26 protein-coding genes are annotated in these 25,240 nt (G+C 68.1%); 18 read left to right on the forward strand and 8 right to left on the reverse strand.

What is annotated here, in order from left to right:
- Nucleotides 1-10: 10 nt before the first annotated feature.
- A complete protein-coding gene (locus tag AB7878_RS14505; protein WP_369495037.1) occupies nt 11-511 on the reverse strand; it encodes an acyl-CoA thioesterase in 501 nt (166 codons plus the stop codon).
- Nucleotides 508-3,432: an excinuclease ABC subunit UvrA gene (uvrA, locus tag AB7878_RS14510; RefSeq protein WP_369495038.1), complete on the reverse strand. Its 2,925-nt coding sequence runs from the start codon at nt 3,430-3,432 to the stop codon at nt 508-510. The genes AB7878_RS14505 and uvrA overlap by 4 nt, the downstream gene beginning before the upstream one ends.
- A 201-nt stretch (nt 3,433-3,633) precedes the next feature.
- On the opposite strand from uvrA, the gene rplU reads away from it, so the two are divergent.
- The 3 genes from rplU to cgtA all read left to right on the forward strand — a co-directional run bounded on the left by rplU (nt 3,634) and on the right by cgtA (nt 5,512).
- On the forward strand, nt 3,634-3,948 hold the full coding sequence (gene rplU / locus AB7878_RS14515; RefSeq protein ID WP_369495039.1) for a 50S ribosomal protein L21: 315 nt from the start codon (nt 3,634-3,636) through the stop codon (nt 3,946-3,948).
- Between the two features lie 22 nt (nt 3,949-3,970).
- The gene (gene rpmA / locus AB7878_RS14520; RefSeq protein WP_369495040.1) at nt 3,971-4,228 is read left to right on the forward strand and encodes a 50S ribosomal protein L27; all 258 of its coding nucleotides are present in this window, start codon (nt 3,971-3,973) and stop codon (nt 4,226-4,228) included.
- 198 nt (nt 4,229-4,426) lie between these two features.
- Nucleotides 4,427-5,512: an Obg family GTPase CgtA gene (gene cgtA / locus AB7878_RS14525; protein WP_369495041.1), complete on the forward strand. Its 1,086-nt coding sequence runs from the start codon at nt 4,427-4,429 to the stop codon at nt 5,510-5,512.
- Between the two features lie 68 nt (nt 5,513-5,580).
- Here the strand turns inward: cgtA and AB7878_RS14530 are convergent, their stop codons facing one another.
- A complete protein-coding gene (locus AB7878_RS14530; protein ID WP_369495042.1) occupies nt 5,581-6,378 on the reverse strand; it encodes a cytochrome C assembly family protein in 798 nt (265 codons plus the stop codon).
- A 118-nt stretch (nt 6,379-6,496) separates the two neighbouring features.
- Between AB7878_RS14530 and AB7878_RS14535 the strand changes: the two genes are divergently transcribed.
- The 8 genes from AB7878_RS14535 (at nt 6,497) to rplS (ending at nt 12,552) form a co-directional block, all read left to right on the forward strand.
- Nucleotides 6,497-6,784, forward strand: coding sequence for an autorepressor SdpR family transcription factor (locus AB7878_RS14535; protein WP_077482010.1), 288 nt, complete (start codon nt 6,497-6,499; stop codon nt 6,782-6,784).
- Complete coding sequence (locus tag AB7878_RS14540; protein WP_369495043.1) at nt 6,781-7,425, forward strand: SdpI family protein; 645 nt, start codon at nt 6,781-6,783, stop codon at nt 7,423-7,425. Before AB7878_RS14535 ends, AB7878_RS14540 begins: the two co-directional genes overlap by 4 nt.
- A 19-nt stretch (nt 7,426-7,444) precedes the next feature.
- Nucleotides 7,445-8,782: an alpha/beta hydrolase gene (locus tag AB7878_RS14545; RefSeq protein ID WP_369495044.1), complete on the forward strand. Its 1,338-nt coding sequence runs from the start codon at nt 7,445-7,447 to the stop codon at nt 8,780-8,782.
- A gap of 47 nt (nt 8,783-8,829) precedes the next feature.
- Entirely contained in the window at nt 8,830-10,215 is a 1,386-nt protein-coding gene (gene ffh / locus AB7878_RS14550; RefSeq protein ID WP_369495045.1) for a signal recognition particle protein, read from the forward strand.
- A 264-nt stretch (nt 10,216-10,479) separates the two neighbouring features.
- The gene (gene rpsP, locus AB7878_RS14555; RefSeq protein WP_077482018.1) at nt 10,480-10,734 is read left to right on the forward strand and encodes a 30S ribosomal protein S16; all 255 of its coding nucleotides are present in this window, start codon (nt 10,480-10,482) and stop codon (nt 10,732-10,734) included.
- Nucleotides 10,735-10,736: 2 nt separating this feature from the next.
- The gene (gene rimM, locus AB7878_RS14560) at nt 10,737-11,252 is read left to right on the forward strand and encodes a ribosome maturation factor RimM (RefSeq protein WP_369495046.1); all 516 of its coding nucleotides are present in this window, start codon (nt 10,737-10,739) and stop codon (nt 11,250-11,252) included.
- Nucleotides 11,253-11,271: 19 nt separating this feature from the next.
- A complete protein-coding gene (gene trmD / locus AB7878_RS14565; protein WP_369495047.1) occupies nt 11,272-12,024 on the forward strand; it encodes a tRNA (guanosine(37)-N1)-methyltransferase TrmD in 753 nt (250 codons plus the stop codon).
- Between the two features lie 132 nt (nt 12,025-12,156).
- Nucleotides 12,157-12,552, forward strand: a complete 396-nt coding sequence (gene rplS / locus AB7878_RS14570; protein ID WP_077482024.1) for a 50S ribosomal protein L19 — start codon at nt 12,157-12,159, stop codon at nt 12,550-12,552.
- Between the two features lie 115 nt (nt 12,553-12,667).
- Here rplS and AB7878_RS14575 read toward each other — a convergent pair whose 3' ends face one another.
- Nucleotides 12,668-14,710 (reverse strand): EAL domain-containing response regulator, encoded by a 2,043-nt coding sequence (locus tag AB7878_RS14575; protein ID WP_369495048.1) that lies wholly within the window; start codon nt 14,708-14,710, stop codon nt 12,668-12,670.
- Nucleotides 14,711-14,839: 129 nt separating this feature from the next.
- Nucleotides 14,840-15,862: an EF-P beta-lysylation protein EpmB gene (gene epmB, locus AB7878_RS14580; protein ID WP_369495049.1), complete on the reverse strand. Its 1,023-nt coding sequence runs from the start codon at nt 15,860-15,862 to the stop codon at nt 14,840-14,842.
- Nucleotides 15,863-15,973: 111 nt separating this feature from the next.
- On the opposite strand from epmB, the gene efp reads away from it, so the two are divergent.
- From efp to folE2, 6 genes are all read left to right on the forward strand, one after another.
- Complete coding sequence (gene efp, locus AB7878_RS14585) at nt 15,974-16,543, forward strand: elongation factor P (RefSeq protein ID WP_077482030.1); 570 nt, start codon at nt 15,974-15,976, stop codon at nt 16,541-16,543.
- 291 nt (nt 16,544-16,834) lie between these two features.
- A complete protein-coding gene (locus AB7878_RS14590; RefSeq protein ID WP_369495050.1) occupies nt 16,835-18,166 on the forward strand; it encodes a TRZ/ATZ family hydrolase in 1,332 nt (443 codons plus the stop codon).
- Between the two features lie 158 nt (nt 18,167-18,324).
- A complete protein-coding gene (ubiG, locus tag AB7878_RS14595) occupies nt 18,325-19,029 on the forward strand; it encodes a bifunctional 2-polyprenyl-6-hydroxyphenol methylase/3-demethylubiquinol 3-O-methyltransferase UbiG (RefSeq protein ID WP_369495051.1) in 705 nt (234 codons plus the stop codon).
- Complete coding sequence (gene gph, locus AB7878_RS14600) at nt 19,026-19,700, forward strand: phosphoglycolate phosphatase (RefSeq protein WP_369495052.1); 675 nt, start codon at nt 19,026-19,028, stop codon at nt 19,698-19,700. Before ubiG ends, gph begins: the two co-directional genes overlap by 4 nt.
- Nucleotides 19,697-20,551, forward strand: a complete 855-nt coding sequence (locus tag AB7878_RS14605) for a squalene/phytoene synthase family protein (protein ID WP_369495053.1) — start codon at nt 19,697-19,699, stop codon at nt 20,549-20,551. Before gph ends, AB7878_RS14605 begins: the two co-directional genes overlap by 4 nt.
- A 110-nt stretch (nt 20,552-20,661) precedes the next feature.
- Nucleotides 20,662-21,603: a GTP cyclohydrolase FolE2 gene (gene folE2, locus AB7878_RS14610; RefSeq protein WP_369495054.1), complete on the forward strand. Its 942-nt coding sequence runs from the start codon at nt 20,662-20,664 to the stop codon at nt 21,601-21,603.
- A gap of 17 nt (nt 21,604-21,620) precedes the next feature.
- Here folE2 and yidD read toward each other — a convergent pair whose 3' ends face one another.
- On the reverse strand, nt 21,621-22,034 hold the full coding sequence (yidD, locus tag AB7878_RS18535; RefSeq protein WP_439653803.1) for a membrane protein insertion efficiency factor YidD: 414 nt from the start codon (nt 22,032-22,034) through the stop codon (nt 21,621-21,623).
- Here yidD and dksA point away from each other — a divergent pair.
- Complete coding sequence (gene dksA, locus AB7878_RS14620) at nt 22,006-23,184, forward strand: RNA polymerase-binding protein DksA (protein WP_369495055.1); 1,179 nt, start codon at nt 22,006-22,008, stop codon at nt 23,182-23,184. The two genes, yidD and dksA, sit on opposite strands and share 29 nt — an antisense overlap.
- A gap of 123 nt (nt 23,185-23,307) precedes the next feature.
- Here the strand turns inward: dksA and AB7878_RS14625 are convergent, their stop codons facing one another.
- Nucleotides 23,308-23,757: a SufE family protein gene (locus AB7878_RS14625; RefSeq protein WP_369495056.1), complete on the reverse strand. Its 450-nt coding sequence runs from the start codon at nt 23,755-23,757 to the stop codon at nt 23,308-23,310.
- Nucleotides 23,758-23,802: 45 nt separating this feature from the next.
- The gene (gene cysS / locus AB7878_RS14630; RefSeq protein WP_369495057.1) at nt 23,803-25,176 is read right to left on the reverse strand and encodes a cysteine--tRNA ligase; all 1,374 of its coding nucleotides are present in this window, start codon (nt 25,174-25,176) and stop codon (nt 23,803-23,805) included.
- Between the last annotated feature and the right edge of the window lie 64 nt (nt 25,177-25,240).

Raw genomic sequence — 25,240 nt, forward strand, 5'->3', positions numbered from 1 at the left:
GGCGGCGGGCCTAGCCGGGGCCGACCGCGTCGCGAATCGCCTGCGGCAGCGCCACCGGTTTGCCGGTGGCCGGATCCATCCACACCATCACCACGTGGCCGTCGCAGTAGAGGGTGTCGGCGTCGGCCACATCCACCAAGCGGTGGGCTATGGTCATCGAGCTGTTGCCGATGCGCTCGCAATAGAGCTGCACGTGCAGCTGCGCCGGCCACTCGATCGGGCGGCGGTAGTTGAGCTGGACGGCGGCCATCACCGGCATGCTGTGTTCGTCGAACCACGGTCCGGGCACGTGGCTCAGCCACTGCAGGCGCGCCTCCTCCAGATAGGTGAGGTAGTTCGAGTTGTTGACGTGGTTGAAGGCGTCGAGATCGCGCCAGCGTGCGGCGATATCCGCCGTGAACAGAGGTTTCGGTGCGGCCGGCGCTGCATCGGCGACTGCCGGCGCGGCGGCGGGGTCGGCTTTCTTGCCGCGGCGGGCAGGCTTGGGCGATTCGCTGGCGGTCTTGCTCATGAGGATTTCTTCTTTCCACGCATCGGCTTGTGCTTGTCGGCCGAGGCGATGTGCTTGAGGGTGTTCTTCGTCCGCTTCGCCGCGGCGGGCCTGGCGGGCTTGAGGTGCGGCGCGAGGAAGTGGCCGGTGTGCGAGCCGGGGGTGGCGGCCACGGCTTCCGGCGTGCCGGCGACCAGGATTCGGCCGCCACCGGCGCCGCCTTCGGGGCCGAGGTCGACGAGCCAGTCGGCGGTCTTGATGACGTCGAGGTTGTGCTCGATCACCACCACGGTGTTTCCCTGGTCGACCAGCTGGTGCAGCACGTCGAGCAGCTGCTCGATGTCGTGGAAGTGCAGGCCGGTGGTGGGTTCGTCGAGGATGTACAGCGTGTTGCCGGTGTCGCGCTTGCTGAGTTCCTTGGACAGCTTCACGCGCTGCGCCTCGCCGCCGGACAGCGTGGTCGCGCTCTGGCCGAGCTTGATGTAGTCCAGGCCCACCGCGCGCAAGGTATCGAGCTTGCGCGCGATCACCGGCACGTTCTCGAACAGCTTCAGAGCGTCTTCCACCGTCATGCCGAGCACGTCGGCGATGGTGTGGCCCTTGTAATGAATTTCCAGCGTCTCGCGGTTGTAGCGCTTGCCGTGGCAGACGTCGCAGGGCACGTAGACGTCGGGCAGGAAGTGCATCTCCACCTTGATCATGCCGTCGCCCTCGCAGGCCTCGCAGCGGCCACCGCGCACGTTGAAGCTGAAGCGGCCCGGCTCGTAGCCGCGCGCGCGCGCCTCGGGCACCTGGGCGAACAGTTCGCGCAGCGGGGTGAACAGGCCGGTGTAGGTGGCGGGGTTGGAGCGCGGCGTGCGGCCGATCGGCGACTGGTCGATGTCCACCACCTTGTCGAACAGCTGCAAGCCTTCCACCGACTTGAACGGTGCAGGCTGCGTGCCGGCCCCGTTGAGTTCGGCGGCGGCGAGGCGGAACAAGGTGTCGTTGATGAGCGTCGACTTGCCCGAGCCGGACACGCCGGTGACGCAGGTGAACAGGCCGGCGGGAATCGCCAGATCCACGTTCTTGAGATTGTTGCCGCTGGCGCCGTGCAGGCGCAGCCAGTACGCGTCGTCGTTGGGCTGGCGACGCTGCTTCGGCACCTCGATGGCGCGCGCGCCGGAGAGGAACTGGCCGGTGACGGAGCGCCTGGAGGCAAGGATGTCCTTCACCGTGCCCTGCGCCACCACTTCGCCGCCATGCACGCCGGCGCCGGGGCCGATGTCGAGCACGTGGTCGGCCATGCGGATGGCGTCCTCGTCGTGTTCCACCACGATCACCGTGTTGCCGAGGTCGCGCAGCCGGGTGAGCGTGCCGAGCAGGCGCTCGTTGTCGCGCTGGTGCAGACCGATGGACGGCTCGTCCAGTACGTACATCACGCCGACCAGGCCGGCGCCGATCTGCGAGGCGAGACGGATGCGCTGCGCCTCGCCGCCGGAGAGCGAGTCGGCCTGGCGATCCAGTGTGAGGTAGTTGAGGCCCACGTCGTTGAGGAAGGTGAGCCGCTCGCGGATCTCCTTCACGATCTTCGCTGCGATCTCGCCGCGCCAGCCGGCGAGCGTCAGGTCCGCGAAGAACGCCAGCGCGTCGTCGATGGAGCGGTTGGTGAGCGCAGGCAGCGCGTGGTCGGCCACGAACACGTTGCGGGCTGAGCGGTTCAGGCGCTGGCCCTCGCACTCCGGGCAGGGGTGGTCGCTGATGTACTTCGCCAGTTCCTCGCGTACTGCGTTGGATTCGGTTTCCTTGTAGCGCCGTTCCAGGTTCGGCAGGATGCCTTCGAACGTGTGCTCGCGGGTGACCCGGCCGCCGCGCTCGGTGAGGTAGCGGAAGGCGATCTTCTGCTTGCCGCTGCCGTACAGGATGGCCTGCTGGGTGGCGTTGGGCAGGTCGACCCAGGCGGTGTCCACGTCGAAGCCGTAGTGCGTGGCCAGCGACTGCAGCATCTGGAAATAGTGCGGGTTGCGCCGGTCCCAGCCGCGGATCGCGCCGGCGGACAGCGGCAGTTCCGGGTGACCCACCACGCGCGCGGGATCGAACACCTGGGTCACGCCCAGGCCGTCGCAAGTCGGGCAGGCGCCCACCGGCGAGTTGAACGAGAACAGCCGCGGTTCCAGTTCCGGCAGCGAGTAGTCGCAGACCGGGCAGGAGTAGCGCGAGGAGTACAGCTGCTCCTTCGCGGAGGCATCGTCCATGTCGGCCAGGATCACCAGCCCGTCGCCCAGCCGCAGCGCGGTCTCGAAGGATTCGGCGAGGCGCTGCTTGATGTCGTCGCGCGGGCGGAAGCGGTCGATCACCGCCTCGATGGTGTGCTTGATGCGCAGGCCCAGCGGCGGCACGGCATCCAGGTCGTACACCGCGCCGTCGACGCGGGCGCGCACGAAGCCTTGCGCACGCAACTGCTCGAACACCTGTACGTGTTCGCCCTTGCGCTCGCGGATCACCGGGGCGAGCAGCATCCAGCGCTTCTCGGGGTCGAGCGCGAGGGTGGCGTCCACCATCTGGCTCACCGTCTGCGCCTCCAGCGGAATGCCGTGATCGGGGCAGCGCGGCGTGCCCACGCGGGCGTACAGCAGGCGCAGGTAGTCGTAGACCTCGGTGATTGTGCCCACGGTGGAGCGCGGGTTGTGCGAGGTGGATTTCTGCTCGATGGAGATCGCCGGCGACAGGCCCTCGATGTGGTCGACGTCGGGCTTCTCCATCATCGACAGGAACTGCCGGGCGTAGGCCGACAGCGACTCCACGTAGCGGCGCTGGCCTTCCGCATAGATGGTGTCGAACGCCAGCGAGGATTTGCCCGAGCCGGACAGGCCGGTGATCACGATCAGCCGGTCGCGCGGCAGGTCGAGATCGATGTTCTTGAGGTTGTGCGTGCGTGCACCGCGGATGCGGATGGTGTCCATGCGTGGGGTCGGAGGGGAAAAGTGAACTATACCAAACCGGGCAGGTTACTTATTGCCCGACGAAGTCGGGTCGCCGGGCCTGGCGTTTTTCGGTTGGTCACGATTTGACCAGAAGCCTTCCGGCTGGCTACAATCCCCGGTTCGTCCGGCCCGAAAGGCCGTGACGGAACCCAAGAGAATAACGACAGAAGGGATAATCCCATGAGTTACGCAGTCATCAAGACCGGTGGCAAGCAGTATCGCGTGCAGCAGGGCGATGTCCTGCGCGTGGAGCTGCTGGACGCCGAAGAAGGCGCCGCCGTGAAGTTCGACCAGGTGTTGCTGGTCGGCGAAGGCGAGTCGATCACCGTCGGTGCGCCGACCGTGGCCGGCGCCACCGTGTCCGCCACCGTGCGCAAGCACGGCCGCGCCGACAAGATCCGCATCATCAAGTTCCGCCGCCGCAAGCACCACAAGAAGCAGCAGGGTCATCGGCAGCACTTCACCGAAGTCGAGATCACGGGCATCAACGCCTGATTAGAGCCGGAGAGAACAAGTCATGGCACACAAAAAAGGCGTAGGTTCGTCCCGCAACGGTCGCGACTCCAACCCGAAGTACCTGGGCGTGAAGGTGTACGGCGGCCAGGCCGTCGAGGCCGGCAACATCATCGTGCGTCAGCGCGGCACCCAGTTCCATGCCGGCAGCGGCGTGGGCCTCGGCCGCGACCACACCCTGTTCGCCCTGATGGACGGCAAGGTGGAGTTCAAGGTTCGCGGCGAGAACAACCGCCGCTTCGTCAACGTCGTGAAGGGCTGACCCCTTCCGAAGCTGCTGCAGAGGCCCCGCTTCGGCGGGGCTTTTGTTTTCTGGAGGGAACCGGGCGCAAGGGGCGGGGGATCGCAAGAGCCGTTCCCGGCGACTCCCTGCCGTGCGTTGGCGCGTGCCACTAGACTGGCCGCCGCGCCCGTTTTGCCCGTTTTCCATTTCCTGTTTCCGATTCCCGGCCCCACACCCATGAAATTCGTCGACGAAGCAATCATCAAGGTCCAGGCCGGCGACGGCGGCAACGGCTGCGCGAGTTTCCGCCGCGAGAAATTCATCCCGTTCGGCGGGCCGGACGGTGGCGACGGCGGCAGTGGCGGTTCGGTCTGGCTGATCGCCGACGAGGGCTTGAACACCCTGGTCGATTTTCGCCACCAGCGCAGCTACAAGGCGCAGCGCGGCCAGAACGGCATGGGCAGCGACATGTACGGCAAGGGCGGCGAGGACACCGCGATCCGCGTGCCGGTGGGCACGATGGTCACCAACGTCGACACCGACGAGACGATCGGCGACCTCACCGCGCACGGCCAACGCCTGCTGGTGGCGCAGGGCGGCAAGGGCGGCCTCGGCAATATCCACTTCAAGACTTCGGTGAACCGCGCGCCGCGCCAGTTCACCCAAGGCACGCCGGGTGAGTCGCGCGAGCTGAAGCTGGAACTGCGCCTGCTCGCCGACGTGGGCCTGCTCGGCTTCCCAAACGCGGGCAAGTCCACCTTCATCCGTGCGGTATCGGCGGCCACGCCGCGGGTGGCGGATTACCCGTTCACCACGCTGCACCCGAACCTGGGTGTGGTCAGCCTGGGCACCGACCAGAGCTTCGTGATCGCCGACATCCCCGGCCTGATCGAGGGCGCCGCCGACGGCGCCGGGCTGGGCATCCAGTTCCTGCGCCACGTCTCGCGCACCAGCCTGCTGCTGCACCTCGTGGACATCGCGCCGATCGACGACACCGACCCGGTGGAGCAGGTACGGACGATCGAGCACGAGCTGGCGAAGTTCAATCCCGAACTGCTGGAGCGGCCGCGCTGGCTGGTGCTGAACAAGTCCGACGCGCTGCCCGAGGACGAGCGCCAGCAGGTGGCCGAGGACATCGTGCGGCGCCTCGACTGGCAGGCGCCTTGGTTCCTCGTCTCCGCCCTGGCCCGGGACAACACCATGGCGGTATGCCAGCAGGTGCAACGCTTCTTCGAGGCGCAGCGTGCGGAGCGCGCCGAACAGCGTGCCGACCTCGCGCCCGGCGACGTGCGTTTGCGCGGCGAGCCGCAGGAGCGGTCGTAGGAGCGGCCGTAGGAGCGGCTTCAGCCGCGATTCCTTCGCCCTCGCCTCGGTCGCGGCTGAAGCCGCTCCTACACGCTTCTGTGCAGGATCAGCTCCAGCACTGCCTTGCTGCCGAAGAACGCCAACAGCAACACGGCCATGCCGGTCAGGCACAGGTTCACCGCGCTGCGTCCGCGCCAGCCGTGCTTCCAGCGGCCCCATAACAGGGTGCCGAAGATCAGCCAGGCGATCACGCTGAGCACCGTGGTGTGGATCAGGTGCTGGGCGCGGATGTTCTGGATGAACAAGAGGCCGCTCAGCAGGGTCAGCGTGAGCAGGGCGAAGCCGGCGCCGATCAGGCGGAACAGCAGCGCCTCGGTCTGCACCAGTGGCGGCAACGCTTTCATCACACGCGCCGGCCGGTGCGCGCGCAGCGCGCGCTCCTGCACCGCCAGCAGCACCGCCAGCACCGCGGCGATCGACAGCAGGCTGTAGCCGAGCAGGGCGATCGCCACGTGCAGGCTGATCTGCCAGTCCAGCGGATTCGGCGTGGTGGGCGGCGCGAGGAAGATGTCCAGTCCCAGCAGCAGCGCTGCCAGCGGGAACACGATCACGCCCAGCCCGGCCACCGGCCGCGCCAGGTTCACCAGCAGAGTCAGCGCCGCCACCACGCAGGCCACCAGCGACAGCGCGGCGAAGAAGTGCAGGTCCAGCCGGCCGCCATGCGCCCCCATGAGCACCGCGATGTGCAGCAGCACGCCCAGCGTGGCGGCGAGCAGCCCCAGCCGCTGCGGCGAGCGCGGGCAGCCGGTCAGCGGCGCCGCCAGCAGGCTGGCACCGCCGAGGTAGCACACGATGGCGAGGATGGAAGGCAGGGCGAGCGACATGGCGGACGAGTTTGGCACAGGGCTGCGGTTTGCGTGAACGCAGGGCATGACTTCCGTCACTGGTTATATTTAGAGATTTGTCTAAATATCTATGCATGTACCGTGTGCGGCGAGGCCGATGAAGCAGCAGGAAGTGTTCAAGGCGCTGGCCGATCCCACCCGGCGCGCGATCCTGAAGCGCCTGCAGGGCGGCGCCTTGACCGCCGGCGAGATCGGCGAGGCGTTCGACATCACGCCGGCCTCGCTGTCGCACCACTTCGCCGTGCTCAAGCATGCCGACCTGGTACGCACCGAGCGGCAGGGGCAGTTCATCGTCTACTCGCTCAACAGCACCGTGATGGAGGATCTCACCCGCATGGTGCTGGATCTGTTTCCGTCGAAAGGGAGTCAGGGAGGCAAACGATGAAATGGCATCGCAATCTGCTGGTGTCCGCGGTCTTTGTCGTGCTGGCGGTGATCGCAGGCGTGTGGTTGTACCCGCGACTGCCGGCCGAGGTACCCACGCACTGGGACCTGCACAACCACGTCAACGGTGTCACGCCGCGCTTCTGGGCGGCCGCATTCCCGGCGTTGGGCGTGCTCATCGTGGCGGTGCTGTCCGTGGTGCTGCCGGCGGTTTCGCCGCGCCAGTTCGCGATCAGGCGGTTCGAGGGCGTGTGGGGCGTGCTGATGCTGGTCATGCAGGGCTTCATGCTGGTCGCCGGCCTCGGCATCTTGCTGCCCGGGGCTGGCTATGCCGTGTCGATGCCGAGCATCGTCATGCTGGCGGCCGGCGTGTTGTACCTGTTGCTCGGCAACTACATGGGCAAGCTGCGCCGCAACTTCTTCATCGGCATCCGCACGCCGTGGACGCTGGCCAGCGACGCGGTATGGGAACGCACGCACCGTTTCGGCGGCCGGCTGTTCATGCTGGGCGGCCTGGCGGTGGTGCTCATCGCCATGGTCGATCCCGCGCCGTGGCTGCTGCTGATCGTGCTGGCGGTGGTGTGGCTGATCGCGGCGGGGTACTCGTACTACATCCACTTGCAGCTGGAAGGCAGCCGCTGACCAGCGAGGAGATACGCGCATGTTCAAGCGAGCAACGGGTTTGACGATAGCCATGCTCGGCATGGTGTTGACGGTGCCGGTCGTGGCGCAGCCTGCGGCGACCTGCCAGGCACACGGACAGGCCGCGCTGGAGGCCTGGACGCAAGGGCGCTTCGACCAGGTCGGCAAGGATTTTGCCCCCGTGATGGCTGGCAAGCTCACGCCGGAGATGCTGCGCCAGGTCTGGGGGCAACTGCAGTCGCAGGCGGGCAGCTTCAAGTCGCTGGGCGCCTTGGCGCCACGATCATTGGGCGGGCAGGACGTGCTGGTCGCGATGCTGACGTTTTCCGATGCGCCGTTGGCGGCGATCATCCACTGCGACGCGCAGGCCCGCATCGACGGTTTCCGGGTGGTGCCCGCTGCGTCCGTGCAACCGGTCGCCGTCGCGCCGGAGCCGGCGATACCCGATGCGGTATCGCGGGCCATGCCGGTGCCTTCGCCGCTGGGGCCGTTGCCCGGCACGTTGACCTTGCCCGAAGGCGAGGGGCCGTTCCCGGCGGTGTTGCTGGTGGCCGGCTCCGGTCCGCACGACCAGGACGAGACGATCGGTCCGAACAAACCGTTCCGCGATCTGGCCGCTGGGCTGGCCAAGGCGGGCGTGGCGACGTTGCGCTATGACAAGCGCACGTATGCTCACGCCGCGCAGATCGACGCGCAGGCTTTCACCGTGGACGATGAGGTGACCGATGATGCGCTCGCCGCCGCACGCCTGTTGGCGCAGCAGCCGGGCATCGATCCGCGCCGCGTGTTCGTGCTGGGCCACAGCCTGGGCGCGATGATGGCGCCGCGCATCGGTCAGCGCGATCCGCAGCTGGCGGGGCTGATCCTGCTGGCGGCGCCAGCGCGGCCCTTGCTGGAAATTTCCGCCCAACAGGTGCGCGAGCAGGGGCAGCGCAGCCACGAGACGGCGGCACAGATCGCGGCCGGCGAGCAGGCCATCGTGGCCGAGCGGAAACTGCTGGCCGCGGCCGATCCGCGGCATCCCCCGGTGGGCTCGTTCGGCGGCATGCCGCAACGCTACTGGCTGAGCCTGCACGAGGTCCATCAAGTGGAGGTGGCGAAAAAGTCGTCGATGCCGATGCTGATCCTGCAGGGCGGTGGCGATTTCCAGGTGTCGCCCACGCTGGATTTCGCACGCTGGCAGCAGGCGCTGGCGGGGCGGCCGCAGACGGACTTCCACCTGTATCCCGGCCTCAGCCACCTGTTCATGCCGGCGGGCAAGACGGAGACGGTAGCCGATTACCAGACGCCGGCCCACGTGGATGCGAAGGTGATCGCCGACATTGCGGCCTGGGTGAAGACGCGGCCGGCGCGCTGAGCGGGCTCGGTTATAATCACCCGTTCGCTCATACCGATGCCGCCCCCATGTTCGAATCGCTCAGCCAACGCCTGTCCACCACCGTCAACCGCCTGCGCGGCCGCGGCCGGCTGACCGAGGAAAACATCCGGGAGGCCTTGCGCGAGGTGCGCATTGCATTGCTGGAAGCCGACGTGGCGTTGCCGGTGGTGCAGGCGCTGATCCAGCGCGTCAAGGTGCGCGCGGTGGGCCAGGACGTGATGAAGAGCCTGTCGCCCGGCCAGGCGCTGGTGAAGGTGGTCAGCGACGAGCTGACCGCGGTGATGGGCACCGCCAACAGCGAACTGAACCTCGCCGCCACGCCGCCGGCGGTGGTGCTGATGGCCGGCCTGCAGGGCGCGGGCAAGACCACCACGGTGGCCAAGCTGGCGCGCCTGCTCACCGAGCGCAAGAAGAAAAAAGTGATGGTGGTGAGCTGCGACGTCTACCGTCCGGCCGCCATCGAGCAGTTGCGCACGCTGGCCGAACAGGTAGGCGTGAAGTTCTTCCCGTCCGAGGCCGGGCAGGATCCGGTGCAGATCGCGAAGGACGCGATCGCCGCGGCCCGCCGCGAAGTGGTCGACGTACTGCTGGTCGACACCGCCGGCCGCCTGCACGTGGACGAGGCGATGATGGCCGAGATCAAGGCGCTGCACGCCGCGATCACGCCGGTCGAGACGCTGTTCGTGGTCGACTCGATGACCGGCCAGGACGCCGCCGTCACCGCCAAGGCCTTTGCCGACGCGCTGCCGCTCACCGGCGTGGTGCTCACCAAGACCGACGGCGACGCCCGCGGCGGCGCGGCGCTGTCGGTGCGCTACATCACTGGCCGGCCGATCAAGTTCCTCGGCGCCGGCGAGAAGACCGACGCGCTGGAGCCGTTCCATCCGGACCGTCTGGCGCAACGCATCCTCGGCATGGGCGACGTGCTCTCGCTGGTCGAGGAAGTCGAGCGCAAGGTCGACCACGAGAAGGCGCAGAAGCTGGCCCAGAAAGTGATGAAGGGCAAGCGCTTCGACCTCAGCGACATGCGCGACCAGCTCGAACAGATGAACAACATGGGTGGCCTGGCCGGCCTGATGGACAAGCTGCCCGGCGTCTCCGGCCTGCCCGACAGCGTGAAGTCCAAGGTCAATGACGGCGAGATCAAGCGCATGGTGGCGATCATCGGCTCGATGACGCCCAAGGAGCGCCGCCACCCCGACACCCTGAACGGCTCGCGCCGCGCCCGCGTGGCGAGGGGCTCGGGTACCCAGCCCGCCGACGTCAACCGCCTGCTGAAGCAGTACATGCAGATGGAAAAGATGATGTCCAAGCTCTCCCGCGGTGGCGGCAAGGGCCTGCTGCGCCAGATGAGCGGCGCGCTGAAGGGCATGGGCGGGATGGGTGGCATGGGCGGACTTCCGCCGCGCTGACGCGAGTACCAGCGCGGGCCATGGATGGCCCGCTCGTTTCCATCGCCGCGGCGATGGAAACGGAGCCAAGGCCGGCGAGCCGGCCTTGGCGAGCCCGGGAAGGGCAGGAAAGCCCTTCCCGGGCAGTCAGGCAAGGCTTCGTCTTTTCAGGTGGACCGGCGCCACCTCTTCCTTTTTTAACCACAATTCCCTAAAATGCCGCGTTTACCGCGCACGCCACACGTGCGTGTGGCCGGCGATTCCGGCATCTCTGGAGCTTTCATCATGGTCAAGATTCGTCTTTCGCGCGGTGGCGCCAAGGGCCGCCCGTTCTACCACGTCGTGGTCACCGATCAGCGCAACAAGCGCGATGGTCGCAACATCGAGAACGTGGGCTATTACAACCCGGTCGCTGCGGGCAAGGACAAGCGCCTCGAGCTGAACGTCGCGCGCGTGCAGGAGTGGGTGGGCAAGGGCGCCCAGCTGAGCGACAAGGTCGCCGCGCTCGTGAAGGAAGCCGGCAAGCAGCAGGCGGCCTGAACGTGACGACAGCCGGTCGGCGCGTCCCGGTCGGGCGCATCGTCGGGCTGCATGGCGTGCAGGGCTGGATCAAGCTCGAATCCTGGACCGAGCCCCGCACGAAGATCTTCGATTACCACCCCTGGCTGCTGGCAACGGCGCCGGATGCGGTCACGGAGGTCACGGGAGCGAAGGGGCGCCCGCAAGGCAAGGGCTTGGTGGCCCAACTGCCCGGCGTGGACGACCGCGATACGGCAGCCGCCCTCGTCGGCAGCGACATCTACGTCGCCCGCGAGCAGTTGCCGCCTCCTGGCAAGGACGAGTATTACTGGGTCGACCTCGAGGGCTTGGAGGTCGTCACCACCGAAGGCGCGGTGCTCGGGCGGGTCAGCCACCTGTTCGCCACCGGCGCCAACGACGTGGTGGTGGTGCGGGACGGTACGCGCGAGCGGCTGATCCCCTTCATCCAGGGCAGTTACGTGCGTTCGGTGGACCTGTCCGGCGGGCGCATGGTGGTGGACTGGGACCCCGAATTCTGAAAGCTGGAGTTTGAGGTCCATGCGCATCGACGTCGTCACGCTGTTTCCCGACTTCATGCGCCAGTGTGCCGCCGTCGGTGTGGTGGGACGCGCGCAGCAGCGCGAGCTGCTGCAGGTGGAAACCTGGAACCCGCGCGACTACGCCACCGACAACTACCGCACCGTGGACGGCCGCACCTGCGGCGGCGGGCCCGGGATGGTGATGCTGATCGAGCCCTTGCGGGCGGCCCTCAAGGCCATGCGCGAGGCGGCGCCGGAACCGGTGCACGTGATTTACCTGAGTCCGCAGGGAGCGCGGCTCACGCAGGGCAAGGTGGAGGCGCTGGCGAAGCTGCCGCGCATCGCCTTGCTCTGCGGGCGTTACGAGGGTGTGGACGAACGCCTGCTGGCGCACGAGGTCGACGAGGAGCTTTCCATCGGCGACTATGTGCTGTCCGGCGGCGAGCTGGGAGCCGCCGTGGTGATCGACGCGGTGGGCAGGTTGCAGGACGGTGCGTTGAACGACGCGCAGTCCGCCGAGCAGGATTCGTTCTCGAACGGCCTGCTGGACTGCCCGCACTACGCGAAGCCGGTGAGCGACGCCTACGGCGAGGTGCCGGCGGTGCTGCTCTCCGGCGACCACGCGGCGATCCGCCGCTGGCGCCTGAAGCAGGCGCTGGGACGGACTTGGCTCAGGCGTCCGGAGCTGTTGGCGCAACGCGCGCTGGATGCGGAATCCCGCGCGTTGCTGGAAGAATTCCGTCGCGAACATTTCGCGTCGGGTCGACATTGAAGAGTGCGGTCATGGATGACCGCTGTTTGATTCTTGCGATCAGGGACGATCGCAAAAACTAACCATCGCGGCCAGGGAACGCCGCTTACAGAACTACCGCGGCACGGAACGTCGCAAACCACTGAGGTCGCCATGAACAAGATCATCCAGCAGTTCGAAGCCGAGCAGATCACCCGCCCCTTGCCGGAGTTCGGCGCCGGCGACACCGTGGTGGTCAACGTCAAGGTGAAGGAAGGCAATCGCGAGCGCGTGCAGGCCTTCGAAGGCATCGTCATCGCCAAGCGCAACCGCGGCCTGCATTCGGCCTTCACCGTGCGCAAGATTTCGCACGGCACTGGCGTGGAGCGCGTGTTCCAGGCGCACAGCCCGGCGATCGATTCGGTCGAGGTGAAGCGCAAGGGCAAGGTGCGCGGCGCCAAGCTGTACTACCTGCGTGGCCTGGAAGGCAAGGCTGCCCGCATCAAGGAAGACATCGCTGCCGCCGCCGCGATCAAGGCCGCGAACAAGGCTGCTGCCAGCGCCGAGTAAGCGCGAGCGCCATCCGCTGCACAAACAAGAAACCCGCGGAGCGATCCGCGGGTTTCTTGTTTCTTGTTGCGTCGAAGCCACGACCTCGTGCGGCGAGCGCACAGTGGCGCCGCGCTCAATCCAGCCGCTGCGGCACCTGCAGGAAGTTGCCCTGCACGAAGTCCACGCCCGCGGCGAACAGCAGCGAGGTGCTGGTGGCGTCCTCGACCCATTCCGCGATGGTCTGCTTCTTCAGCGCGTGCGCCTGCTGGCAGAGCTCGGCCACCTTCTTCTGGTTTTCGGGATGCTGCGGCAGGTCGGCCATGTAGCTGCGGTCGATCTTGAGGTAGTCCGCGTCGATGTGGTTGAGCAACTGGAACGAGTTGAGGCCCGAGCCGAACTGTTCCAGCGCGAAGCGGCCGCCCAGCTTCTTCCATGCCGTGACGAATTCCTGCGCGGGGCGCAGCAAGGTCATCACCTTGCTCTCGGTCATCTCCAGCACCAGCCGGCCGCGCTTGAGCCCTGCCTGGCCGAGGCGTTCGCCCAGCCACTTCAGCAAGGTGGCGTCCTTCAGCGAGGCGGCGGTGAGCTTGACGAAGAACGTGGTCGGCTGGCCCAGGCTCTCGCGCTGCTGCAGCGCCTTGATGGTCTGGTCGAGCACCCAGCGGTCGACCGCGCCGGTGAGGCCGTGCTTCTCGGCGATCGGCATGAAGAAGCCCGGCAGCACCTCGCCCTGCGGGCCGTTCATGCGCAGCAGGATCTCCGAGTAGTCACCCTCGGCGTCCTGCAGGCTGATCGTCTGCTGGTGGTAGAGCATCAGGCCCTCGCCCTCCAGCGCCTTGCGCAGCAGGTCCAGCCAGTAGCGCTCGCGCTCCTCGTCGGCCTTCTCGCGCGCGGCGGGGTCGTGCAGCTCGACCTGGCTGCTGCCCAGGCTCTGCGCCGTGCGCAGCGCCTGGCTGGCCTGGTTGAGCAGCAGCTCGGTATTGGCGTTCTTCTCGCCGAGCAGGCTGCCGCCGGCGCTGGCGGTGACGGTGATCGAACGCGCGCCGGCGTCGAAGATCTCGTTGCCGATGGCGTGCTGCAGCTTGGCGATCCATTCGCGGATCGCCTCGTCCGCGCGGGGGGCGAGGATCACGCCCAGCGTGTGTTCGGCCAGCATGCCGGCGACGTCGTCGGCGCCCAGCAGCATGCGGACGCGGTCGGAGAAGCCGGCCAACAACTCGTCGGCCTTGGCCAGGCCGATGCTGTTCACCAGCACGGTCCAGTTGTCCGGCTCGATCAGCAGCAGCGACTGGCCCTTCTTGCCCTTGGCGGCGTCGATCACCGCATGGTCGATGCACTCCAGCATGTGCGTGCGGTTGTACAGGCCGGTGACCGAGTCGCGCTGCAGCTGCTCCAGCGCCGCCGGGTCGACCAACTGGCGGCGGAACACGATCTGCAGGCAGGGCTCGCCCTCGAACGTGGCCGGGGCGAATTCCACGGTGGCGTCGAACGGGCTGCCGTCGGCACGGCGGGCGCGCAGGCTGACTTGGTTCGGCAGCTTCTCCTGGCGGGTGTGGCCGCGCAGCAGGTTCTTGAATTCGTCCACGTCGGCGGCGTCGATCATGTCCAGGATCGGCATGCCGAGCAGATCGTCGAAGCTTTCGTGGCCGAAGGTCTCCAGGTAGGCCAGGTTCGCGCGCACGTGCACGCCCTCGTGCACGTAGGTGATGGCGTCACGGGAGGAGTCGAGCAGGGCGTCGCAGCGGCGCTCCAGCTCGCGCTGCGTGGCTTCCAGCCGGCGCAACTGGCGCCGCGTCTGCAAGGCCTCGAATTCGCGCCGCAGCACCGCCAGCAACTGGCCCGGCGTGCCGCGCGCGGCAACGCCGTGCACGCCCTGCTCGAACAGCTCGGCCACTTCGCGGTTGTCCAGCGAACCGACCAGGCCGAGCAGGGAGTAGTCGCTGCCGTGGGCGTCGAGCATGCGTACCACCTCGGGCAGGGCGATCGCACCGTTGGCGGGGTCGAACATCACCAGGTCCGGTTCCAGCTCGGTCAGCGCCGCCTGTACCTGGTCCGCGGCGGTGGCGCGTGCCGGGCGCACTGCGATGCCGGTGTTGCGCAGCAGGCTGATGATCTGCTCCGCCTCCTCGACCGAGTGCTCGATGAAGAGAATCCTGATGACGAAATCTTTTTTCATGGGCTGCCGTGTTGCGGGAAGCAATGAAGGTCGCTTGCCTTCCGGGCGAGACGATGTGCAGGCTTGGTTGTAACGGATTGGCGGCGGAACTGCCAGCGGACGGCCAAACGGGCGTGACCGGTCACCGGTTTACAACGGACGCTTGGACGGGTCGCCGCCCACCTCGCGCACCAGCTTCGGCACCAGGTAGCCGGGCAGGCGCGCGCGCAGCGCATCCAGCAATGCCAACGCGCGGGCGTCGTCCACCTCGAAGTGCGCGGCGCCCTGCACGCGATCGAGCTGGTGCAGGTAGTAGGGCAGCACGCCGGCGGCGAACATCCGCTCGGACAGCGCGATCAGTGTATCGGCAGCGTCGTTGATTCCCTGCAGCAGCACCGACTGGTTGAGCAGGGTGGCGCCGGCCGCGCGCAGGCGCGCGCAGGCGGCATCCACGCCGGCATCGAACTCGTTCGCATGGTTCGCGTGCAGCACCACCACCTTCTGCAGCGGCAGCGCGGCCAGCCAGGTCGTGAAGGGGTCGTCGATGCGCTCGGGCAGCACCACCGGAAGGCGGGTATGGATGCGCAGGCGGGTGACGTGCGTGAGATCGGCCAGGCCACGCGACAGCTCTTCCAGCTTGGCGGTGGACAGCGCCAGCGGGTCGCCGCCGGAGAGGATCAGCTCGCTGATCGACGGGTCGTTGCGCAGGTGTTCCAGTGCCTGCCGCCACTGGCCGGCGGCGGCCATTTCCTCGCCGTAGGGGAAATGCCGGCGGAAGCAGTAGCGGCAGTTGATCGCGCAGCTGCCGCTGGCGATCAGCAGGGCGCGGCCGTGGTACTTGTGCAGCACGCCCTGCGCCTCGCGCGCCGCCAGGTCGCCCACCGCGTCGGTCACGAAGCCGGGCACCCGGTCCAGCTCGACCAGCTGCGGCAGCACCTGCAGCAGCAGCGGGTCGCGCGGATCGCCATGGCGCATCCGCGCCACGAAGCCGCGCGGCACACGCAGGGCGAAGCCCGCGTCCGCCGGCGGCAGCTGCGCGGCGAACGGCGACAGGCCCAGCAGGGCGAGCAGTTCGCCGGCGTCGGTCACCGCCTCGCGCCACAACTGCCGCCAGTCGACGGCAGGCGCACCGGGGGCGGGTGTAATGCGTGCGCCGGGGCTTGCGGTTATCATGTGTGGCCTTGTCCGGGCCGTACCGGACCCTCGAACCGTCCATTCTAGCCGCCTGCCGCGGCGCAGGGGCGCCGTTCGGGCCCTGACCATTCACCTCCTGGAGCTCACTGCATGGCCACCGCTGGTCTCAACGACGTCAAGAAGGGCATGAAGATCCTTCACAACAACGATCCGTGGATCATCACCGAAGCCGAGTTCATCAAGCCCGGCAAGGGCCAGGCGTTCACCCGCATCTTCATCCGCAACCTGAAGACCGGCCGCACCTCCGAGCAGACGATGAAGTCCAGCGACTCCTACGAGGTCGCCGACGTCACCGATACCGACATGCAGTACCTGTACTCCGACGGTGAGTTCTGGCACTTCATGCAGCAGGAGACCTTCGAGCAGCACCAGGCAGGCAAGGCCGGCATGGGCGACGCGGCGAAGTGGCTGAAGGGTGAGGAAGAGTGCGTGGTCACCCTGTTCAACGGCGAGATCATCGCGGTGCAGGCGCCGAACTTCGTCGAGCTGAAGATCACCGAGACCGATCCCGGCGTGCGCGGCGACACCTCCGGCGGCGGCGGCAAGCCGGCCACGCTGGAAACCGGCGCCGTGGTGCGCGTACCGCTGTTCGTGGGCTCGGACGAGACGATCAAGGTCGACACCCGCACCGGCGAATACGTCAGCCGCGTCGGCAAGTGACGCATTGGCCCGCGCGCTTGCGCGCGGCTTGCCAATGCGTCATCCCGGCGAAAGCCGGACTGCGGAGGCAGGATGCCGAAGCGAACGCCGAAGGCGGCCCGAAGGGCGGATGGCAGGAGCCATCCGTCATCCAGTGAAATACTCACGCGCAGCGTTCTTGAATTTGTGTGCTTCGCACGAGTACCAAACTGGATTCCGGCCTACGCCGGAATGACGAGCAAGATGACGATCGAAGGGCGGCGCCGCAAGGTAAGCCGCCCTTTGCATATCCGAATCACGGAACCGATTGCCATGAGCGACACCCAGCCCCAATCCATCGACCTCCTGATCGAAGCCCGCTGGGTCGTCCCGGTCGAACCGCACGCCGTGGTGCTGGAAGATCACGCGGTGGCGGTGAGCGGCGACCGCATCATCGCCCTGTTGCCCATCGCGCAAGCTCGCGCCGCTTATGTCCCGCGCGAAACCGTACGCCTGCCCGAGCATGCGCTGATCCCCGGCCTGGTCAACGCCCACACGCACAATCCGATGACCCTGCTGCGCGGGCTCGCCGACGACCTGCCGCTGATGGTCTGGCTGCAGCAGCACATCTGGCCGGCCGAGGCGAAGGTGATCGGCCCCGAGTTCGTGCGCGACGGCGTGGAGCTGGCGGTGGCCGAGATGCTGCGCGGCGGCACCACCTGCGCCAACGAGAATTACTTCTTCCCCGACGCGATTGGCGCCACCTACCGCAAGCTGGGCTTCCGCGCCGTGGTGGGCCTGCCGGTGATCGAGTTCCCCACCGCATGGGCGAAGTCGCAGGACGAATACTTCGAGCGCGCCGGCGAAGTGCATGACAGCTTCCGCGGCGACGCGCTGGTCTCCACCGCGTTCGCGCCGCACGCGCCGTACACCGTTTCCGACGAGAGTTTCGCGCGCATCCGCGTGCTGGCCGACCAGCTCGACATCCCGGTGCACCTGCACCTGCACGAGACCGCGCACGAGGTCGAGGAAGAAAAGGCCAAGAGCGGTCTGCGCCCGTTCCAGCGCCTGCAGAAGCTGGGTCTGGTCAATGACCGCCTGATCGCCGTGCACATGACCCAGCTCACCGACGGCGAGATCGCCGCCTGCGCCGAGGCCGGCGTGTCGGTGGTGCATTGCCCGGAATCCAACCTCAAGCTCGCCTCCGGTTTCTGCCCGGCGGAGAAGCTGCGCAAGGCGGGTGTGACTCTCGCCATCGGCACCGACGGCTGCGCGTCGAACAACGACCTGGACATGTTCGGCGAGCTGCGCACCGCGGCCCTGCTGGCCAAGGCGGTGGCGAACGACGCCGCCGCCTTCGATGCCGCCAGCGCCTTGCGCGCGGCCACGCTGGGCAGCGCGAAGGCGATGGGGCTGGATGCGAAGATCGGCTCCATCGAGGCGGGCAAGCAGGCCGACCTCGCCGCGGTGCGCCTGTCGGATCTGGAAACCCAGCCGCTGTATCACGTGGCTTCGCAGCTGGCTTATGCCGCTGGCCGCCACCAGGTCAGCGACGTGTGGGTCGCCGGTCGTCGGAAGTTGGCCGCGCGCGAGCTGGTGGACATGGACGTGGCCGGCGTCCTTGCCCGCGCACACGCCTGGCGCGAGCGCATCGCGGAGCGTTGACGGGTGCGCTCGTCCGTGAGTGCGAAGTTCAAGAAGCCGGCATCCATGGCCGCACTTTCAGTTGGATTTTTGCGTTCTTTCATGAACGCGAAGATCAGGAAGCGGCCATCCTTGGCCGCAGTTTTCAATAGACTCATGCGCTCACCGTGGATTCGAACATGACCGCCGCCAACGTCAGCCCCGCCGAGATCGCCCGCTTCGACCAGCTGGCCGCGCGCTGGTGGGATCCGGACGGCGAGTCGCGCCCGCTGCACGACCTCAATCCGGTGCGCGCCGACTACGTGGCGGCGCGAGTCGACCTGCGCGGGGCGAAGGTGGCCGACGTGGGCTGCGGCGGAGGCCTGCTCAGCGAGGCGCTGGCGCGCGCAGGTGCCCAGGTCACCGGCGTCGACCTGGGCCTCAAGGTGATCGAGATCGCGCGCCTGCACCTGCACGAATCCGGCCTCAAGGTGGACTACCGCAAGCAGTCCTCGGCCGAGCTGGCCGCGGCCGAGCCGGCGAGCTTCGATGCGGTGTGCTGCATGGAGCTGATCGAGCACGTACCCGACCCTGCCGCGCTGGTGCACGACCTCGCCGCCATGCTGAAACCGGGCGGCCGGCTGTTCCTGTCCACACTCAACCGCACGCCGGCCGCGTTCGGCGCTGCCATCCTCGGTGCGGAATACCTGATGCGCCTGCTGCCGCGCGGCACCCATCACTATGCCCAGTTCCTCAAGCCTTCCGAGCTGGCGCGCCTGCTGCGCCACGCGGGGCTGGAACTGGAGGATGTCAGCGGCCTCGGCTACAACCCGCTCAGCCGCAAGGCCTGGCTGAGTCGCGTCACCGCGATCAACTACATCCTCTGCGCAAGGAAACCCGCGTGAAGCCGATGCCCAGCGACGTGCAGGCGGTGCTGTTCGATCTCGACGGCACCTTGCTCGACAGCGCCGTCGATCTCTACGCGGCCCTGCAGATGTACTGCGACGAAGTCGGCGCCGCGGTGCCGCCGTATGCGATGGTGCGCGAGGTGGTGTCGCGCGGCGGCCGCGCGATCCTGCGCTGCGCCTTCGCCGAGGACGACGCGGCACTGCAGCAGCGCATGCCGCGTTACCTGGACATCTACGCGGACATCATGGCGCGGCACACGCGTCCGTTCGACGGCATCGAGCCGTTGCTGGCGGCGCTGGAAGCTGCCGGGCTGCGCTGGGGCATCGTCACCAACAAGCCCGGCTTCCTCACCGAGGAACTGATCAAGCGCATGGACTGGGATCTGCGCGCCAGCGCGGTGGTCTGCGGCGACACCTTGCCGGTGAAGAAGCCCGACCCCGCACCGGTGCTGCTCGCCTGCGAGCATGCGCGGGTCGAGCCCGCACGCTGCATATTCGTGGGCGACGACGCGCGCGACGTCGAGGCCGGCCGCGCCGCCGGCCTGTACACGGTGGCGGTGCGCTGGGGTTACCTCGATGGCGGCGACCCGGCCAGCTGGGGCGCCGACGCGGTGATCGAGCACCCGCGCCAGCTGGCTGAGCTGCTGAAACTGCCGGTGACGGCGTGAGCGAGCTGGCGGTCATCCATGGTGTGCTGCACAGCTACGTCGACAAGTGGCTGGCGGTGCAGCCGGCCCAGCGCGTGGCGCTGGCCTTCGTCGATCCGGCGAAGTATCCCGGCCACATCGCGCTGGCCGCGCTGGAGCAGGAACTGCTGTCCGCCGCCTACGGCATCCGCGAGCCGCAGGTGGCGCTGGGCAAGCTCAACTGGTGGGCCGAGGAGCTGTCCGGCGCCGCCGCCAGCGGCGGTCGGCACCCGCTGAGCCAGGTGCTGTTCGACGATGAGCGCGCCCACGCCATTCCGGCCGAGCGCTGGCTGGCGCCGGTGCTGGCCGCGATGGCGCAACTGGAGGAGGGCACGGCGGCGGATTTTCCCGCCCAGCTCGCCGCTGCCGGTTCCTTGCACGGCGCACTGGCCACGCTGGAAACCGCATGGTGGTACGGCGACGAGGCGGCGCCGGAGCGCGCCGCGCGCGCGGCCGTGCTCGGTCATCTGTTGTACGCCTTGCGCCGGCTGGAGGACGACGCCGAGCGCGATCGCCTCCCGTTGCCGATGGCGCGGCTGGCCCGCTACGGACTCGCCCGCACCGCCCTGCGCCAGCGCAGCGCGGCGCGCGACGAGGCGGTCAAGGCGCAGTTGACCGACCTGCAATCGGCCTGGCATGAATCGGCGCGCCTGCCCGGGCCGCTCAGCGTGTTCCGTGCGCTGGAATCGCGCGAGGCCGAACGCCTGCTGCGCCGCGCCCGCGGCGCGGACGATCCTCTGGCCGTGCTGCAGCAGGGCGGGCAGGGCGGTTTCGGCACGACCTTCGCCGCCTGGCGTGCGGCGCGCCGCTGGCGCGGCAGCGAAGCGAGCTGATCGCGGCGGAACGCAGCGTTTCCCCGCGGTCGGCTGTTGCAATGCGGCAGGCTGGCCCAAAATAGGCAGCTTCGACGGCGGCCACGCCGCGCCGTTTCACGAGTACACCCATGCACAGCCACGAAAACACCACCCGCCTGATGCCCGACGTCGCCGCCCAGGCGCAGCCGCATCTGCGCGGCGCACTGGACTGGGTGGGCATGGACGGCATCGAGGCGCCGGTGCGTTTCGATGCCGGCGACGGCGAGGTACAACGCGCCAATGCCCAGGTCGGCGCCTTCGTCAACCTGGTGCATCCGGACAAACGCGGCATCCACATGTCGCGGCTGTACCTGCTGGTCGACCACCATCTCGGCGGCCAGCCGCTGGGCGCGGCGATGCTGGAAAACCTGTTGCGCGCCTTCCTCGAATCGCACGCCGGCCTGTCCGACCATGCCCGCCTTAGCATCCGCTTCGATGCGCTGGTGCGCCGCCATGCCCTGCGCAGCGGTCACAGCGGCTGGCGAAGCTACCCGGTGTCGGTCGAGGCCAGCCTGGGCCCGGACGGCTTCCGGCTGGAACTGGGCACCGAGGTGGTCTACTCCTCCACCTGTCCCGCCTCCGCCGCGCTGTCGCGCCAGCTGATCCAGGAGCAGTTCGCGAAGGATTTCGACGCGGGCCAGTCGGTCGACCACGCCGCCGTGCTGGCCTGGCTGGGCGGCGAGAAGGGCATCGTCGCCACCCCGCACGCGCAGCGCAGCGTGGCGCGGCTGCTGGTCCGCCTGAAGGAGGGCGTGTCGTTCGACCTGATCGATACCCTGGACCGCGTGGAACAGGCGCTGGGCACGCCGGTGCAGACCGCGGTGAAGCGCGAGGACGAGCAGGCCTTCGCGCTCGCCAACGGCGGCAACCTGATGTTCTGCGAGGACGCCGCCCGGCGCATCCAGATCGCGCTCGATGCCGACGAACGCCTGGCCGATTTCCACGTGCGCGTGGAACACCAGGAAAGCCTGCATCCGCATGATGCAGTGGCCTACGCCAGCAAGGGCGTGCCGGGCGGCTTCGGCCCCTGATCGATGCGCCACGCGCCTCAGTGCGCGTGACGGTCTCCGTGTGCACGGCAGCGGCGGAACTGGAAGCGTTCGGGCACCGGATCCTCGCCGCCCTCGCACAACGGCTGGCAGCGCAGCAGGCGCCAGGCCGTGAGCAGGCAGCCACGCCATGGACCGAAGCGCGTGACCGCGACCCGTGCATAATCGGAGCAACTGGGGTAGAAACGACAACGCTGCCCCAAGAGGGGGCTGAGCCAGCGTTTGTAGAGGCGCAGCAGAAACAGCAGGAATCGGGTCAGGGCATTCACGTTGCCGGAACAGCTGGTCGCCGGTAGTGTTGCCAGTATCCCAGAAGCCGGCTTGCCGGTGTAGGACACATGGGCTATAACACCCGGCCGCCACGGCCAAAAATGGTGAAGGAATATGGCGAAAACCACGCGCAGTTCGACCACCGCCAAGGCTGGCAAGGGGAAGGCGCCCGCACGGCCGGGTAACGCCGCCGCCAAGGCGAAAGCCGCCGGTGCGCGGACCGCGAAGGCCAGCGTGAAGGCTCCCGTGAAGAAAGCCGCCGCGGGGAAGCCGGTCGCGAAGAAGGCAGCCAAGCCCGCCGCGAAGAAGCCGGTGGCGAAGAAGCCCGTGGTGAAGAAGGCGCCGGCCAAGAAAGCGGCGCCGGCGAGCAAGCCAGCTGCGAAGAAGGCCGCCAAGCCGGTGGCGAAGAAGCCGGCAAGCGCGAAGGCGGCCAAATCCGCGGCGAAGAAGCCGGCGGCCAAGCCGGTCGTCGCGCACAAGGCGGCCAAGCCCGCGCCGAAGCCGGTGGCGAAGAAGGTCGCCAAGCCGGTAGCCAAGCCCCCGGTAGCCAAGCCCGCTGCGAAGCCGGTAGCCAAACCGGCGACGAAGCCGGCGGCAGTCGCCAGGCCGGCCAAGGGCAAGCCCGTCGCTTCGCAGCCGGCCGCCGCGCCGGCCAAGGCGGCGCCTGTCGAGAAGAAATACTCCCCGCCCGCCGCCTCGCCGTTCAAGGGCAAGGTGGCGAGCGCCACGGCCATGGTGTTGCCGCGCAACGCGAACGCCACGGCTCATGCATCCCACAAGCCATCGAAGAACACGTCGTCCTCAATGAACAAACAGGCTGCAAAAATCCTAGACAACGGCGTCACCCGCGAAGACGGGCGTTACGCCTTGCCCGCCACCACCCAGATCGCGCTGCCCAAGGGTTACCGTCCCTCCAACAAGGAGGAGTACATGAACCCGATGCATCTGGCCTACTTCCGCAACAAGCTGCGCGACTGGCGCGACCAGCTGGTCGAGGAGTCGCGCCAGACCATGGACAACCTGCGCGACGAGGTGCGCGACGTGGGCGACGAGGCCGAGCGCGCCACCCGCGAGACCGAGAACTCGCTGGAGCTGCGCACCCGCGACCGCTACCGCAAGCTGATCTCCAAGATCGACAAGGCGCTGCGTCGCATCGAGGAAGGCAGCTACGGCTACTGCGAGGAGACCGACGAGGAGATCGGCGTGGACCGCCTCGACGCCCGTCCCATCGCAACCCTGTCGCTGGACGCGCAGGAGCGTCGCGAGCATCTGCAGAAGCAGATGGGGGATTGAGGGCGGTACTTTTGCGCTCCTCCATGAGCGCAAAGATCAAACCGGCATCCATGCCGGACTTTTCAACAAAAGCCCCGCTTCGAGCGGGGCTTTTTGTGCGCGTGTGCGAAAAGGGATCCGCTCTTACTCCTTCCCGCGGCTTGCGGCAGCGGCGGCGTAGCCCTTCAACTTCGCCAGCATCGCCGCCAGCCCGTTCGAACGGGTGGGCGAAAGATGCTTGGCCAGGCCGATGGCCTGGATGAAATCCGGTTCCGTGGCCACGATTTCGGCGGCAGGGCGGTCGGAATACACGCGCAGCACCAAGGCGATCAGGCCGGAGACGATGGCCGAGTCGCTGGCTGCCTCGAAGTGCATGCGGGCGGCATCGCCGCTGGGCACCAGCCACACCATCGACTGGCAGCCGTGCACGCGCCAGGCCTCGGTCCTGGATTCCTCCGGGAACGGCGGCAGCTGTCTGCCGAGGTCGATCAGGTACTGGTAGCGTTCGCTCCACTCGCTGAAGTAGGCGAACTCCTCGGCGATCTCGCGTTGCGCCTCGTCGGCGCTGGTGGTGCTCGTGACGGTGTCGTTCATGCGCGCATTATCGCGCGCCTGCCGGCACGGCGCGAAATGGCGCGTTCATGCCTTGGCCACGCTCCAGCGCGTGCCTTGCGCGCCGTCCTCGATCGCCACGCCCATCGCGGCGAGCTCGGCGCGGATCGCATCGGCGCGGGCGAAGTCGCGGGCGGCGCGGGCGGCACGGCGTTCTTCCAGCAGGGCTTCCACCCGCGAGGCGTCGACCGTCGCGCCGCCGGCCTGCTTGAACCAGGCTTCCGGATCCTGCTGCAGCAGGCCCAGCAGGGCGCCGCCGCCGAGCAGGGCGGCCTTGGCCTCGGGCGTGCCCTGTGCGCGCGCCGCGTCGGCCAGCACGGAAAGCTCGGCCAGCGCCTGCGGCGTGTTGAGGTCGTCGCACAGCGCGGCTTCGACTTTTTCGGGCACCGGCAGGGCGGCCGTATCCACCGCGACGTCGGCCAGTTCGCGCAGCACGCGATACCAGCCGTCCAGTGTGCTCACCGACTGCGCGATCGCGGCGTCGGACCAGTCCAGCGGCTGGCGGTAGTGCCCGCTCATCAGGCGCAGGCGCAGCGCCTCGGCCGGATGGTGCTTCAGCATCTCGTGCAACTGCAACACATTGCCCAGCGACTTGGACATCTTGCGACCGTCGAAGGTGAGCATGCCGTTGTGCAGCCACCAGCGCGCGAAGAGCTTGCCGCCATGGGCGCAGGTGGACTGGGCGACCTCGTTCTCATGATGGGGAAACAGCAGGTCGTTGCCGCCGGCGTGGATGTCTATGGTCACGCCCAGATGCTTCCCGGCCATCGCCGAGCACTCGATGTGCCAGCCGGGGCGGCCGCGGCCCCAGGGGCTGTCCCAGCCGGGCAGTTCGGGCGTGGAGGGCTTCCACAGCACGAAGTCAGCGGGGTTCTTCTTGTACGGGGCCACTTCCACGCGGGCGCCGGCGATCATCTCCTCGGTGTCGCGACCGGAGAGCTTGCCGTAGTCGGGGTAGCTGGCCACGTTGAACAGCACGTGGCCTTCGGCCGCATAGGCGTGGCCGTCGACGATCAGGCGCTCGATCATCGCGATGATCGGATCGATGTGCGCGGTGGCGCAGGGTTCCACGTCGGGCGGTGCGATGCCCAGCTTGGCCATGTCCTCGCGGTAGGCGGCGGTGAACTTGCCGGTGATCGCCTCGATGCCCACGCCTTGCTCCAGCGCGGCGGTATTGATCTTGTCGTCCACGTCGGTGATGTTGCGGGCGTAGACCACGTTCGGGTAATGCCGGCGCAGCAGCTTGGCCAGCACGTCGAACACCACCGGGCCGCGTGCGTTGCCGATGTGCACGTAGTTGTAGACGGTGGGGCCGCACACGTACATCGTCACCCGGTCCGGGTCGAGGGGTTCGAACGGCTCGGCGCGGCGGGTGCGGCTGTTGTAGAGCGAGATCGGCATCGTCGGGTCCGGGCGGTGACGGCGGAAGCAGGCCAGCCGTGCATCTTAACAAGGTGTAAGCGGC

Origin of the sequence: Rhodanobacter humi, from assembly GCF_041107455.1 — a bacterium.
Lineage (GTDB): Bacteria > Pseudomonadota > Gammaproteobacteria > Xanthomonadales > Rhodanobacteraceae > Rhodanobacter_A.

Coding starts and splice junctions, on each gene's coding strand:
- AB7878_RS14505 (WP_369495037.1), bottom strand. CDS start 511: ATGAGCAAGACCGCCAGCGAATCGCCCAAGCCTGCCCGCCGCGGCAAG.
- uvrA (WP_369495038.1), bottom strand. CDS start 3,432: ATGGACACCATCCGCATCCGCGGTGCACGCACGCACAACCTCAAGAAC.
- rplU (WP_369495039.1), top strand. CDS start 3,634: ATGAGTTACGCAGTCATCAAGACCGGTGGCAAGCAGTATCGCGTGCAG.
- rpmA (WP_369495040.1), top strand. CDS start 3,971: ATGGCACACAAAAAAGGCGTAGGTTCGTCCCGCAACGGTCGCGACTCC.
- cgtA (WP_369495041.1), top strand. CDS start 4,427: ATGAAATTCGTCGACGAAGCAATCATCAAGGTCCAGGCCGGCGACGGC.
- AB7878_RS14530 (WP_369495042.1), bottom strand. CDS start 6,378: ATGTCGCTCGCCCTGCCTTCCATCCTCGCCATCGTGTGCTACCTCGGC.
- AB7878_RS14535 (WP_077482010.1), top strand. CDS start 6,497: ATGAAGCAGCAGGAAGTGTTCAAGGCGCTGGCCGATCCCACCCGGCGC.
- AB7878_RS14540 (WP_369495043.1), top strand. CDS start 6,781: ATGAAATGGCATCGCAATCTGCTGGTGTCCGCGGTCTTTGTCGTGCTG.
- AB7878_RS14545 (WP_369495044.1), top strand. CDS start 7,445: ATGTTCAAGCGAGCAACGGGTTTGACGATAGCCATGCTCGGCATGGTG.
- ffh (WP_369495045.1), top strand. CDS start 8,830: ATGTTCGAATCGCTCAGCCAACGCCTGTCCACCACCGTCAACCGCCTG.
- rpsP (WP_077482018.1), top strand. CDS start 10,480: ATGGTCAAGATTCGTCTTTCGCGCGGTGGCGCCAAGGGCCGCCCGTTC.
- trmD (WP_369495047.1), top strand. CDS start 11,272: ATGCGCATCGACGTCGTCACGCTGTTTCCCGACTTCATGCGCCAGTGT.
- rplS (WP_077482024.1), top strand. CDS start 12,157: ATGAACAAGATCATCCAGCAGTTCGAAGCCGAGCAGATCACCCGCCCC.
- AB7878_RS14575 (WP_369495048.1), bottom strand. CDS start 14,710: ATGAAAAAAGATTTCGTCATCAGGATTCTCTTCATCGAGCACTCGGTC.
- epmB (WP_369495049.1), bottom strand. CDS start 15,862: ATGATAACCGCAAGCCCCGGCGCACGCATTACACCCGCCCCCGGTGCG.
- efp (WP_077482030.1), top strand. CDS start 15,974: ATGGCCACCGCTGGTCTCAACGACGTCAAGAAGGGCATGAAGATCCTT.
- AB7878_RS14590 (WP_369495050.1), top strand. CDS start 16,835: ATGAGCGACACCCAGCCCCAATCCATCGACCTCCTGATCGAAGCCCGC.
- ubiG (WP_369495051.1), top strand. CDS start 18,325: ATGACCGCCGCCAACGTCAGCCCCGCCGAGATCGCCCGCTTCGACCAG.
- folE2 (WP_369495054.1), top strand. CDS start 20,662: ATGCACAGCCACGAAAACACCACCCGCCTGATGCCCGACGTCGCCGCC.
- dksA (WP_369495055.1), top strand. CDS start 22,006: ATGGCGAAAACCACGCGCAGTTCGACCACCGCCAAGGCTGGCAAGGGG.
- AB7878_RS14625 (WP_369495056.1), bottom strand. CDS start 23,757: ATGAACGACACCGTCACGAGCACCACCAGCGCCGACGAGGCGCAACGC.
- cysS (WP_369495057.1), bottom strand. CDS start 25,176: ATGCCGATCTCGCTCTACAACAGCCGCACCCGCCGCGCCGAGCCGTTC.